General features: G+C 71.1%; 12 protein-coding genes. 4 read left to right on the top strand and 8 right to left on the bottom strand.

Annotated features, from left to right (window positions below; translation table 11 throughout):
- Positions 1 to 75 precede the first annotated feature (75 nt).
- Positions 76 to 477, top strand: a complete 402-nt coding sequence (locus tag DEJ05_RS06715) for a hypothetical protein (RefSeq protein WP_110858851.1) — start codon at positions 76 to 78, stop codon at positions 475 to 477.
- A 144-nt stretch (positions 478 to 621) separates the two neighbouring features.
- Here DEJ05_RS06715 and purF read toward each other — a convergent pair whose 3' ends face one another.
- Complete coding sequence (purF, locus tag DEJ05_RS06710; protein ID WP_027465037.1) at positions 622 to 2,079, bottom strand: amidophosphoribosyltransferase; 1,458 nt, start codon at positions 2,077 to 2,079, stop codon at positions 622 to 624.
- 73 nt (positions 2,080 to 2,152) lie between these two features.
- Here purF and purM point away from each other — a divergent pair, with 73 nt between their 5' ends.
- The gene (gene purM, locus DEJ05_RS06705; protein WP_111110055.1) at positions 2,153 to 3,268 is read left to right on the top strand and encodes a phosphoribosylformylglycinamidine cyclo-ligase; all 1,116 of its coding nucleotides are present in this window, start codon (positions 2,153 to 2,155) and stop codon (positions 3,266 to 3,268) included.
- A gap of 353 nt (positions 3,269 to 3,621) precedes the next feature.
- On the opposite strand, the gene DEJ05_RS06700 is transcribed toward purM, so the two are convergent.
- Positions 3,622 to 3,840: a DUF3073 domain-containing protein gene (locus DEJ05_RS06700; protein ID WP_017886249.1), complete on the bottom strand. Its 219-nt coding sequence runs from the start codon at positions 3,838 to 3,840 to the stop codon at positions 3,622 to 3,624.
- 158 nt (positions 3,841 to 3,998) lie between these two features.
- Here DEJ05_RS06700 and DEJ05_RS06695 point away from each other — a divergent pair, with 158 nt between their 5' ends.
- A complete protein-coding gene (locus tag DEJ05_RS06695; protein WP_111029825.1) occupies positions 3,999 to 5,144 on the top strand; it encodes an NAD(P)-binding domain-containing protein in 1,146 nt (381 codons plus the stop codon).
- Between the two features lie 128 nt (positions 5,145 to 5,272).
- Here DEJ05_RS06695 and DEJ05_RS06690 read toward each other — a convergent pair whose 3' ends face one another.
- From DEJ05_RS06690 to DEJ05_RS06675, 4 genes are all read right to left on the bottom strand, one after another.
- On the bottom strand, positions 5,273 to 5,713 hold the full coding sequence (locus DEJ05_RS06690; RefSeq protein ID WP_071405836.1) for a DoxX family protein: 441 nt from the start codon (positions 5,711 to 5,713) through the stop codon (positions 5,273 to 5,275).
- Positions 5,714 to 5,833: 120 nt separating this feature from the next.
- Positions 5,834 to 6,109 carry a DUF3072 domain-containing protein gene (locus DEJ05_RS06685; RefSeq protein WP_017886246.1) on the bottom strand — a complete coding sequence of 92 codons (276 nt, stop codon included), beginning with the start codon at positions 6,107 to 6,109 and terminating at the stop codon, positions 5,834 to 5,836.
- Positions 6,110 to 6,268: 159 nt separating this feature from the next.
- A complete protein-coding gene (locus tag DEJ05_RS06680) occupies positions 6,269 to 7,024 on the bottom strand; it encodes a hypothetical protein (RefSeq protein WP_111029826.1) in 756 nt (251 codons plus the stop codon).
- A gap of 11 nt (positions 7,025 to 7,035) precedes the next feature.
- Entirely contained in the window at positions 7,036 to 9,282 is a 2,247-nt protein-coding gene (locus DEJ05_RS06675) for an APC family permease (protein WP_110864325.1), read from the bottom strand.
- Positions 9,283 to 9,412: 130 nt separating this feature from the next.
- Here DEJ05_RS06675 and DEJ05_RS06670 point away from each other — a divergent pair, with 130 nt between their 5' ends.
- The gene (locus DEJ05_RS06670; RefSeq protein WP_111029827.1) at positions 9,413 to 9,844 is read left to right on the top strand and encodes a MerR family transcriptional regulator; all 432 of its coding nucleotides are present in this window, start codon (positions 9,413 to 9,415) and stop codon (positions 9,842 to 9,844) included.
- Positions 9,845 to 9,944: 100 nt separating this feature from the next.
- Here the strand turns inward: DEJ05_RS06670 and DEJ05_RS06665 are convergent, their stop codons facing one another.
- Together DEJ05_RS06665 and DEJ05_RS06660 are read right to left on the bottom strand one after the other, a co-directional pair.
- On the bottom strand, positions 9,945 to 10,526 hold the full coding sequence (locus DEJ05_RS06665) for a PadR family transcriptional regulator (RefSeq protein WP_071405831.1): 582 nt from the start codon (positions 10,524 to 10,526) through the stop codon (positions 9,945 to 9,947).
- Positions 10,523 to 11,383, bottom strand: a complete 861-nt coding sequence (locus tag DEJ05_RS06660; protein WP_111029828.1) for a DUF4097 family beta strand repeat-containing protein — start codon at positions 11,381 to 11,383, stop codon at positions 10,523 to 10,525. The genes DEJ05_RS06665 and DEJ05_RS06660 overlap by 4 nt, the downstream gene beginning before the upstream one ends.
- Positions 11,384 to 11,586: the final 203 nt, after the last annotated feature.

Below are 11,586 nucleotides of genomic sequence, written 5' to 3'. Positions count from 1 at the left end.
GTAGCGTCCATCCTCTCCCGGATCGGTCGCCGCGCACAGGCCGCGGGACGTCCCACAGTGGGGGACAATGGACGGGTGAGCAACACCGATCAACCCGACGAGCAGCCGCTCCCCACGCCGGCACCGGCTCCCAGCGCGGTCGCCAGCCCCGACGAGGTCACCATCCGCCGTGCACCGAAGTTCGGCGTGTTCATCGTCGGAGGTGCCGTGCTCGGGTTCCTCGCGACCCTCGTCGTGGTCGCCCTCACCATGAACCTCGGCGGCCAGCGGGACCAGACCAGCTTCGGCAGCCTGGTCGGCTACTTCAGCCTGTGGGGCGTCACGATCGGCGCCTTCGTCGGTGCGGTCGTCGCCGTCGTGTTCGACCGGGTCTACGCCCGGCGGTCGGCCCGCCTGACGGCGGAGCGCGTCGAGGTCGAACTGCCGCCCGAGACGGTCGACGGCGAGCTCGACGACCACGGTGACCAGCGGCCGTAGCCGCTCCCGATCAACGGACTGGAGGCCCGGTGCCAGCTGGCACCGTCCCTCCAGGCACGGCCGTCACCCCGCTGGCGCGGTGCGCCGGTACCGGCTGGTGGGGCCCACCTCCAGTCCGTCGTCTGGTCGCGTCTCGGACGCGACCTAGCTGAGCTGGTTGGCCTCGACCCAGGACAGGTACTCCGGGCTCACGGTGCCCGTGACGTACTCGCCGGTGAAGCAGCTCATCTCCAGGTCGGTGACGTCCGAGCCCTCGATGATGGCGTCGCGCATGTCCCCGACCTCCTGGTAGATCAGGTGGTCGCTGCCGAGCACGCGGTTGATCTCCGGGATCTTCCGGTCGTGCGCGATGAGCTCCGCACGCGTCGGCATGTTGATGCCGTAGACGTGCGGGAACCGGACAGGGGGAGCGGCGCTCGTGAACGTGACCTCGTTCGCGCCGGCGGCCCGGGCCATCTCGACGATCTCGCGGCTCGTGGTGCCACGCACGATCGAGTCGTCGACGATCAGGATGTTCTTGCCCTTGAACTCGGACGACATCGCGTTGAGCTTCTGGCGCACCGAACGCTTGCGCTCCGCCTGCCCCGGCATGATGAAGGTGCGGCCGACGTAGCGGTTCTTGTAGAAGCCCTCGCGGTACTCGATGCCGAGCTTCCGGGCGACCTGCATGGCCGCCGGACGGCTCGAGTCCGGGATCGGCATGACCACGTCGATGTCACCGGTCGGCGCGTACTGCTCGATGGTGTCGGCGAGACGGTTGCCGAGGCGCAGACGCGCGTCGTAGACCGAGATGCCGTTCATCACCGAGTCGGGACGCGCCAGGTAGACGTACTCGAACGAGCACGGCACCAGACGCGGGTTCTTCGCGCACTGGCGGGCGTGCATCTGGCCGTTCATCTCGATGAAGACGGCCTCGCCCGGGGCGATGTCGCGGACGATCTCGTAGCCGCCGGACTCGAGCACGAGCGACTCGCTCGCGACGACCCACTCCGGCTGCCCGGCCTCGTCGAACTTGTGGCCGAGGATCAGCGGGCGGATGCCGAACGGGTCGCGGAAGGCCAGCAGCCCGTGCCCGGCGATGGTCGCGATCGTGGCGTAGGAGCCCTCGACCCGCTCGTGCACGCGCTCGACGGCGTCGAAGACCTGACCCGGGTCGAGGTTCGCGCCGCGGACCTGGCCCTGCAGCTCGTGCGCCAGCACGTTCACCAGGAGCTCGGTGTCGCTCGTCGTGTTCAGGTGGCGACGGTCGATGTCAAACAGTTCACGCGTGAGTTCCCGCGTGTTGGTGAGGTTGCCGTTGTGGACGAGGACGATGCCGTACGGCGCGTTCACGTAGAACGGCTGGGCTTCTTCTTCGTTCGTCGCGGCGCCCTTGGTGGCGTAGCGGACGTGTCCGAGCCCCATGGTGCCGAGGAGGGCACGCATGTCGCGGGTGCGGAACGCCTCACGCACGTGGCCGCGGGTCTTGTGCATGTGGTGCACGTGACCCTCGACCGTGGCGATGCCCGTCGAGTCCTGCCCGCGGTGCTGCAGGAGGAGCAGTGCGTCGTAGATGGATTGGTTGGCGGGGCCCTGCGCAACAAGGCCGACGATGCCGCACATTCGCGGGTGTGCTCCAGACCGTAGAATCGGGGGGTACCGAACAAGTCTGCCATGTCACCGCGAAGGACTCCGCATGCCCAACCCGTACGCCGAAGCCGGAGTGGACACCGCTGCCGGTGACCTGGCCGTCGAACTGATGAAGTCCGCGGTCGCGGCCACCCACAACGCCTCGGTCCTCGGTGGCGTCGGTGGGTTCGCCGGGCTCTACGACGTCTCGTTCCTGAAGGACTTCTCACGCCCGTTGCTCGCGACCTCGACCGACGGCGTCGGCACCAAGGTCGCCATCGCGCAGGCGATCGACAAGCACGACACCATCGGGCAGGACCTGGTCGGCATGGTCGTCGACGACATCGTCGTGGTCGGCGCGAAGCCGCTGTTCATGACCGACTACATCGCGTGCGGCCGCGTGGTGCCTGGCCGGATCGCCGACATCGTCGCCGGCATCGCCCGCGGCTGCTCGGAGACCGGCACCGCCCTGGTCGGTGGCGAGACCGCCGAGCACCCGGGACTGCTCGGCCCGGACGACTACGACGTGGCCGGTGCGGCGACGGGTGTCGTCGAGGCCGACGCACAGCTCGGCGCGCACCTGGTGCAGGACGGCGACGTGGTCCTGGCGATCGAGTCGTCGGGCCTGCACTCCAACGGGTACTCACTGGTGCGGCACATCCTGGCGTCGCGCGGTGTCGGCTTCACGGACCAGCTGCCCGAGCTGAGCGGCGTCGGGTTCGGCGGCGCGGTCTCCGTCGGCGAAGCCCTGCTCGAGCCGACCCGCCTGTACACCGCACCGCTCCTGGCGCTGCTCGAGCAGCACCCGGGCGCGGTGCACTCGCTCTCGCACGTGACCGGTGGTGGCATCGCCGCGAACCTGGCGCGCGTGCTGCCCGTCGGTTCCTGGGTCGAGGTCGACCGTTCCACCTGGCAGCCGCTCCCGGTGTTCCGGGTCCTGGCCGACATGGCCGGCACCCCGATCGAGGACACCGAGGGCACCTGGAACCTGGGCATCGGCATGTTCGCCGTCGTCTCGGCCGGGGCTGCTGCCGAGGTCATCGCCTCGCTCGGTGCCGCCGGCATGCCCACGTGGCCCGTCGGCACGATCGCCACGTCCGCGCGGGACCTGACCGGGTTCGAGCAGGGCGCCAAGGGTGTCGACGGCGGCGCGGTCCGGCTCGTCGGGAGCTACGCGGGCTGACCCGCCGGGTGGCGTGCTGCCGCCGCGCCGTTCTGCCTGCGGCGAGTGGTCACGAACCGTCGCTCGGCAGGCCCGCAGCCGACGATTCTTGACCCCTCGGCGGCGTGCACGCGGTGAGTCGTGACCACTCGAGCCCGGGGCTTGGGCGCGCTATCGGCTCGCCGTGGAGCCTGCGGCGAGTGGTCACGAACCGTCGCCTGGCGGGCCTGCAACCGACGGGTTGTGGCCGCTCGGCGGCGTGCACGCGGTGAGTCGTGACCACTCCAGGCCGGGATCCGAGCGCGCCGACGGGTGTCCGGGCACGCGGAAACGCCGCGCTGCCCGAAGGCTGCGCGGCGTGACTGCGAGAGAGGTCAGGCGGACTTGTTCTGGTCTGCCTGGGTCTCGAACTCGTCTTCGTCTTCCGCCGGTTCCGGACCGTACTGGTCCGCCCAACGGTCGACGTAGTTCTCGTCGGAGTGTTGTCCGGCGGAGAGCTCCTGCTCGAGCGCACCGTAGTTCGTCTGCGGGCTGAAGTACTTCAGCTCACGGGCGACCTTGGTGTGCTTCGCCTTCTGACGGCCGCGCCCCATGCGTGACCCCCTCGTTCGGCTCTGGTCCGGTCCTGGCGAATGACGGAAGATCACTCGGGGAACCAGACGGTTCGTGGTTTGAAATCTGCCGATCACTCTACCATGTACCTCGATCTGGACGTCGCGCGACGGCTGGCCCGCACAGCAGAATCGAAGTGATGACGGAACCCCTCGAGCCCCCGGTCGACCAGCACGCCCGCGTGGTGGTGATCGGTGCGGGGCAGGCGGGGCTCTCCGTGGGATACCACCTGCGTCGCCTCGGGCTCGTCCCCGGCAGCGACCTGGTGATCCTCGACCGCGCGCCGAGCACCGGTGGGGCGTGGCAGTTCCGGTGGGAGGCGCTGCGGCTCGGGGCGGCGCACCGGGTGCACGACCTGCCCGGCATGCGCGCGATGGGCCTGGAGTTCGACGATGCCGACCGGTCACGACCCGCGCGGGACGTCGTCGGCGAGTACTACCGGCGGTTCGAGCAGCACTACGACCTGCGGGTGCGGCGCCCGGTCACGGTGACGTCCGTCTCACGCATCGGCGGCGACGGCGGCGTGGCGGACGACGCTCCGGCGGACGGTGGCCTGTGCGTCACGACCCGGAGCGCCGACGGCACCGTCACGCGCATCCGTGCCGAGGTCGTGGTGAACGCATCCGGCACGTGGGGCACCCCGTTCGTGCCGTGGTACCCGGGGCGCGACGTGTTCCGTGGACGCCAGGTCGACACGACCGAGTACCGCAGCGCCTCCGAGTTCGCCCGCCAGGACGTCGTGGTGGTGGGCGGTGGGACGAGCGCGATCGGGTTCCTGCTCGAACTCGACGGCGTCGCCCGTTCGACCCGGTGGTTCACCCGGCGCCCGATGGTCTGGGCCGGGACGGCGTCGCTCGACGTCGAGTCCGCGGTGGCCGCCGTCGACGAACAGGACCGTGCCGCCCGCGCCGGCGAGGTCCTGCCGAGCATCGTCAGCGGCACCGGGGTCCCGGTGTCGCGACGGATCCGCGCCGGCATCGACCGCGGTGTGCTGCGCGACGAGCCGATGTTCACCCGGATGGACGAGACCGGGGTGGTGCGGGCAGACGGCACCCACGTGCACGCCGACGCGGTGATCTGGGCGACGGGGTTCCGGGCCGACCTGCGGCACCTCGCGCCGCTGCACCTGCGGACCACGGCGGGCGGGGTGGTGGTCGAGGACGGCCGGTCGGCCGAGGAGCCGCGCTTGTTCCTGGCCGGCTACGGTCCCCAGGCATCGACCATCGGTGCGAACCGGGCCGGCCGACGCATCGCCCGCCAGGTCATGGACGCGCTGGCGGGCTGAACGGCACTGCAGCCCCTCGCACCGTGCGAGGGGCAGCGTGAACGGTGCGAGGTTCCGTTCCCGGTGCGGGCCTCGTGAGCTCTCACCGGGAACGGAACCTCGCACCAGACGAAACCGGGACGCGCGGCTCAGGCAGGGAGGGGCTCCTCGACGCCACGACGACGGCGCGACGACTTGAGCACCAGGGCATCGAGCGAGAACCGCCCGGGCCCGGTCAGTGCGACAGCGAGCGAGGCCACCGCGAGCACGAGCACGTACTCGAACCCGCCGTCCTGCGAGTAGAAGCCCGCGGTGCCGTGGGCAAGGAACCCGGCGACGACCATGTCGACTGCCAGCAGCACACCGACGACGCGGGTCGCGACGCCGAGCACGAGCAGGACGCCGCCGACGAGCTCGAGGCCGGCGACGAGGGGTGCTGCGACCTCGGCGAGGGGAACGCCCATGCCCGAGAAGCCCTGCACCACGTTGGGGATGCCCTGGGCGAACTTCTGGGCGCCGTGGGCGATGAACACCACCCCGAGGACGATGCGGAGCGCGGTCAGGCCGATGGAGGTCGATGTCGTTCGCATGGCCACGAAGGTAGCCGGTGACGCGTCATCGATCGTCCTCGAACAGGGGACTGACCGCGCTTCGCCAGAACATGCCCAGAGCATGCCCAGCCAGCGGTCCGCCGAAGGGCGGACTGCTTCTCAGGAATCGGCGCCGCGGCCGGTCTGCTGCTGGAGGCGGTCGATGTGCTCCGACGCCTGCGCCTTGGTGAGGTCGGCGGGGAGCTCCTCGCCGGCTTCACGGGCCAGGGTGTCGAGGTAGCTGCGCTGCGGTCCGGTCATCGGCTCGTCGCCGGTGACCCACTGCTCGGGGTCCTTGCTCGCGTCTGTGGAGGGGTCGGGTCGGGGGCCGCCGAGGGTCTCGCCCTGGATCGGTGCGTCCGGGGTCTGCTGCTGGTCGCGGTCTGCGTCACTCATGTCCGCGACGGTACGCCGCACCCCCGTCACGACACGCAGCAGCGGCGTCCCCCGAAGCGGCTCAGCGGCTCAGCGGCCCAGCGGCACAACGGCACGCATCGAACCGAAGCCGCTCAGCGGCCCAGCGCGCACGACGGCACGCATCCGCACCGAAGCGGCTCACACGGCCGTCGCCGCGTACCGCACCAGGTCGGCCCCGACGGCACTCGTGGCGATCGGCACGACGCGGTCGTCCCGCCGGATCCAGATGGTCGCCGCACGCTCGTCGATCCGGTCGACCTCGTGCAGCTCGCCGTCGAGCAGCACCGACGCCGTGACCCGGACCCGGGCGCTCGCCGGACGTGGCGGCAACCCGACCACGTCGTCGCCGTACGCCGGGTGCTCGCCGGGCTGCAGGAACGGGGACACCGGGGCCGTGACGACCTCGAGTCCCTCGTCGACCGCGGTCACCGCCACCAGGCGGACGGCCTGGTCGGTCGGCAGCGGCACGTCGACGACGGGCTCGGCGGTGGGGCCGGCCAGTGCGCGGAAGGCGGGTCGACCGTCGGGGGCGAGGTGGGCCTCCAGGCCGTCGATCCGGACGCGACCGCGCCCACGGGAGTCGGCGTAGACGCCGGGCTCGATGCCGGACTGCCGCGCCTCGAGCCGGGTGAGGACGACGCGGTCCGGGCGGTACCAGTCGCGGAGTGCGGCCGGGTCCACCCACCCGACGCTCGGGACGCCGCGGGAGAGCGCGGCGGACTCGTCGGCGGCGCGCTCGTCGCGCGCGCCGAGCGGGTGCTCGCCGCGCACGGCGACGAGTCCTTCGAGCGGGCTGCCGGCCGGCGGTTCGTGGTCGAGCACCTCGACGCGCTTCGAGACCTTGCCGCCGTGTCCGTCGAACGTGGCGAACGTCCGCAGGTCACTGATGGTCATGGGGCCACATGCTACGACTCGTCGGCTCCCCGTCGCGGCGGGGAGGGCACGAGGGCGTGGATCTCTCCCGTGCAGAGCGCGGGATCGACGCCCTCGGCGGGGCCCGCCGGACGGGTCGCGCGGCGCGGCTGGATGCTGTTGCGCTCGGCGGATCGGAGCAGGCGGTCTTCGGCTGAAGCCGAGGCCGCGGCCTCGGCCGACGAACCGGGCTGCGCGGGGCGGCGGAGCGGGGGCCGGACGGGCTCGCCGCGGCGTTCCTGGCCGGGCAGCGGGCGGGAGCGGCGGCCGTACAGCAGCTCGGACGAGTCGAGCAGCCACGGCACCAGGGCCACGGTGACGCCGTGCACGAGCAGCAGCTTCTTGCGGATGCGGCGGCCGCGGTGGTTGTGGAGCAGGCCCTCCCACCAGTGCCCGACGATGAAGATCGGGGTGTAGACGGTGACGACCTCGGAGCCGTGCTCGTTCCGGTGCGCCTTGATGTACTTGATCAGGGGCATCGAGATGTCGCGGTACGGGCTCGGCACGATCGTCAGCGGCACCTGGATGCCGTACTCCGCCCACTGGTCGCGCAGGCGCTGGGACTCGGCGTCGTCGATCGCGACGTGGACCGCCTCGATGCTCGCGTGCTCGGCGGCGACCGCGTAGTCGAGCGCCTTGAGCACGGGCTTCTGCAGCTTGTTCACCAGGACGATGGCGTGGTCCCCGGTGGCGCCGAACTTCGTCTCGACGTCGGCCTCGATCTCGTGCGAGACGTCGCGGTAGTAGCGGTTCACGCCGAGCATGAGCACGTACAGCACCGGCATGATCAGGAACACGAGCCAGGCACCGTGGGTGAACTTCGTGATCGTGACGATGACGAGCACCACGAGGGTGAAGGTGGCGCCGATCGCGTTGATCGTGCGGGAGCGGACGACCTGCCCGCGGTTCACGGGTGGCTCGCCGTCTGCGGTGGGCGCCCCGTTCCGGTCCCGATCGGCCCGCAGCAGCCGTGTCCAGTGCACGACCATGCCCGTCTGTCCGAGCGTGAACGACACGAAGACACCGATGATGTAGAGCTGGATGAGGCTCGTGACGTTCGCCCGGTAGACCACGAGCAGCGCCGCGGCGACGAGGGCCAGGACGATGACGCCGTTCGAGTAGATGAGTCGGTCGCCGCGGGTCGAGAGCGCCTTCGGGGCGTACGAGTCGCGCGCCAGGATCGACCCGAGGAGCGGGAACCCGTTGAAGGCCGTGTTCGCCGCGAGGAGCAGGACCGCCGCCGTGGTCGCCTGGATCACGAAGAACAGCACCGAGTTGTTGCCGAACGTCGCGGCCGCGATCTGGGCGATGAGCGAGCGCTGCGGCGTGGTGGCGCAGTTCGCGAAGCCCTGCAGGTCGCAGGCCCGCTCGGCGTAGTGCACGTGCGACACGAGCGCCAGGGTGATGAGCCCGATGAACAGGACGATCGCGATGCCACCCATGGCGACCAGGGTGGCCTGCGCGTTCTTGATCTTCGGTCGGCGGAACGCCTGCACGCCGTTCGCGATGGCCTCCACGCCGGTCAGGGCCGAGCAGCCCGAGGCGAAGGCGCGGAGGAGCAGCAGGATGAACGCCGCCTGCGTCGTGTGCTCGACGTTCTGCACGGTGTACGCCGCGGACTCGGCGACCGGGGCGTTGCCGGCGGCGACCCGGACGAGCCCGGTGACGACCATCACGAAGACGCTCGCCACGAACAGGTAGGTCGGGATCGCGAAGGCCTTGCTCGACTCCCGCACCCCCCGCAGGTTGGCGGCGGCGAGCAGCACGACGAACAGCAGGGCGAGCTCGACGCGGAAGTGGTCGAGCATCGGGAGCGCCGAGATGATGTTGTCGACACCGGAGGCGACCGACACGGCCACCGTCATCACGTAGTCGACGAGCAGCGCGCTCGCGACGACCAGCCCGGCCTTCTCGCCGAGGTTCCGGTGCGCCACCTCGTAGTCGCCACCACCGGACGGGTACGCCTTGATGAGTTGCCGGTACGAGGCGACGACGACCACGAGCAGCAGCACGACGAGTGCGGCGACCCACGGCGCGAACGTCAGGAAGGCCATGCCGCCGAGCAGCAGGATCATCAGGAGTTCCTGCGGCGCGTACGCGACAGAGGACAGCGGGTCACTCGCGAAGATCGGCAGGGCCAGGTGCTTCGGGAGGAGCTGTCCTTCGAGCTTCTCAGAGGGGAGGGGATCCCCGATCAGTCGTGCTTTCAACGACCGGATCTCGTTCGTCACGAGCGGCAAACCTACTCAGTTCCGGGCGCGAGTCAACACGGTTCGCCTGCCGCACATTCCCGGTCGGCTGCGGGCGCTCCACCCTGGGTGCCGTACACCCCTCACTGTTGACGCGGGGTCAACCAGTACAGTCGCCAGCATGAGCGCATCGACAGGCCCGGGTGACGCAGCTGCGAAAGCTCCCCACGCCATCACCGAGGTGGCGCGTTCCGCCGGTGTCTCGAGTCGGACCCTTCGGCACTACGAGGCCGTCGGACTGCTGCCGGCCACCGCCGTCGGCGCCGGTGGGCTGCGGCGCTACGACGACCGTGCGCTCGTCCGGCTGCAGCGCATCCTGCTGCTGCGCGGGCTCGGACTCGGGCTGCCGGAGATCGCGCGACGGCTCGACGACGAGGGTGAGGACGTCGCGGCGCTCACGGCACACCTGACGTGGCTCGAGCACGAGCGGGACCGGCTGGCCCGGCAGCTGGCCGCGGTCCGCACCACCGTGGCGCGCGTCGAGCACGGGGAGGACCTGACGGCAGGCGAGGCGTTCGCCGGCTTCCCGCCGACGCGGCTTCCGGCTCCCTGAGGCGTCGGCAGCGCCCCCCCCCCCGCACGCGGCGGGCCGACAGACGGTGCGGACGACGGCCGGGAGGCCCTGGTCGCCACCGCCTGTCGGCCGCAGACCGTCAGAGCGACTTGCGCAGGGCCTCCAGGCCGTCACGCAGACGCGTCACGGTGTCCGCACCGAGCGTGCCGCGGGTCGCCCGCCGGCGCAGGTCCGCACGCACCTGCTGCCGGAACGACGACAGCGCCATCTCGAGCTCGCGCAGGGCGCGGGCACTGTCCGACGGCACGGACACGGGCTCCTCGGCGGAACCGGTCGCCGGGCTCTCGGCGGCGGCGGCCAGGTCGGCACGGAGCGAGCGCATGGCCTCGCCGACCGAGGCGCGCACGCCGTCGGCCAACGACTTCACCGAGTCGCTCACGCCGGACTCGACCGTGGCGATCTCGTCGGCACGTGCCGCGAGCTCGGCACGGCCGGCGTCCGTGATCGCGTAGACGGTCTTGCGGCCGTCGGCGGTCTTCGTGACCAGGCCGTCGTCCTCGAGCTTCGCGAGCCGGGGGTAGACGGTGCCGGCGCTCGGCACGTAGGTGCCGCCGAAGCGGTCGCCGAGTGCCTGGATGAGCTCGTAGCCGTGCATCGGGTGGTCGGCCAGCAGGACGAGCAGGTAGAGGCGCAGGTGGCCGTGGGCGAAGACGGGGCTCATTCGGGCACCTCGCTCTCGTTCGTCGGTGTGGTCGGCGTCGTCGGGGGTGTCGGCTCGGCGACCGGCGGGGCGTGCAGCACCGCGATGTCGCCGGAGACGGAGTTCACCCGCAGGTCGAGCCACTGGCCGGACAGCTCGCCGCCCTGCTTGACGTACGAACCGCGCACTCCGCGGATCTCGGCGTCGTCGAACTGCAGCTTGCCGGTCGCGGTGTTCACCGTGCACTTGTAGGCGACGCCGTCCGCCAGGCGGACGCTCACCGACCCGGACACCGTGTTGACGCGCGCGGACTCGGGGACCCCGTGCAGGTCGAGCACGACGTCGGCCGAGACGCCGTCGGCCTGGAACCGCGGGATCTCGCCGGTGGCCACGACGTCGCCGGAGACGGTGTGCACCGCGAGCGCGCCGTCGAGGTCGCGGATCGTGGTGGCGCCCGAGACGGCGTTGACCGTGACGTCACCCGCGACGCCGTCGACGACCAGGTCGCCGGACACCGTGTTGAGGGTGGCGCCGCGGTTCGTGCCGGACAGCAGCGCACCGGCCGAGACGACACCGAGCGTGATGCCGGCGTCGCGGGGGACCAGGATGCTGACGTCGGCGTGGGCCTTGCCGCGGAAGGACTTCAGGAACCCGATGGGGTCGTCCCACCGGACCTGGGGGTGGTCGACGGTGAGGGTGTCGCCGTCGACCTCGATGAGCATCTGCTTGCCGGACACGCTGTGGATCTCGACCCGGGCCGTGGGTTCGTCGTGTGCGACGACGTCCACCTGCCCGCCGACGAGGCCGACACGCACGGTGCGCACGATGCCGGTGTCGATGACCTTGGGCTCGTCGACGAGCCACTTCTCCTGCGCCATGTTGCCTCCTGGAACTCGCGATGTATCGCGTCTGTGGAGGTCACGCTATATCGCGTTCCGCACGGCCGCAAGGGGTCGCACGCGATCACCGGGCGATCACCGGGCGATCGCCGGGCGATCGTGAGCAGGAATGGTCGGGTGGGGGCCGTGGACCCGACCGTTCCTGCTCACGAAGCGGGTGTGGCGGGGGTGGGGCCTGTCTC

Origin of the sequence: Curtobacterium sp. MCLR17_045 (assembly GCF_003234405.1) — a bacterium.
Classification (GTDB): Bacteria; Actinomycetota; Actinomycetes; order Actinomycetales; family Microbacteriaceae; genus Curtobacterium; species Curtobacterium flaccumfaciens.
Note: the sequence above shows the minus strand (reverse complement) of the source record. Positions and strands in the feature narration are given on the sequence as shown.

Coding starts and splice junctions, on each gene's coding strand:
- purF (WP_027465037.1), bottom strand. CDS start 2,079: ATGTGCGGCATCGTCGGCCTTGTTGCGCAGGGCCCCGCCAACCAATCC.
- purM (WP_111110055.1), top strand. CDS start 2,153: ATGCCCAACCCGTACGCCGAAGCCGGAGTGGACACCGCTGCCGGTGAC.
- DEJ05_RS06700 (WP_017886249.1), bottom strand. CDS start 3,840: ATGGGGCGCGGCCGTCAGAAGGCGAAGCACACCAAGGTCGCCCGTGAG.
- DEJ05_RS06695 (WP_111029825.1), top strand. CDS start 3,999: ATGACGGAACCCCTCGAGCCCCCGGTCGACCAGCACGCCCGCGTGGTG.
- DEJ05_RS06690 (WP_071405836.1), bottom strand. CDS start 5,713: ATGCGAACGACATCGACCTCCATCGGCCTGACCGCGCTCCGCATCGTC.
- DEJ05_RS06685 (WP_017886246.1), bottom strand. CDS start 6,109: ATGAGTGACGCAGACCGCGACCAGCAGCAGACCCCGGACGCACCGATC.
- DEJ05_RS06680 (WP_111029826.1), bottom strand. CDS start 7,024: ATGACCATCAGTGACCTGCGGACGTTCGCCACGTTCGACGGACACGGC.
- DEJ05_RS06670 (WP_111029827.1), top strand. CDS start 9,413: ATGAGCGCATCGACAGGCCCGGGTGACGCAGCTGCGAAAGCTCCCCAC.
- DEJ05_RS06665 (WP_071405831.1), bottom strand. CDS start 10,526: ATGAGCCCCGTCTTCGCCCACGGCCACCTGCGCCTCTACCTGCTCGTC.
- DEJ05_RS06660 (WP_111029828.1), bottom strand. CDS start 11,383: ATGGCGCAGGAGAAGTGGCTCGTCGACGAGCCCAAGGTCATCGACACC.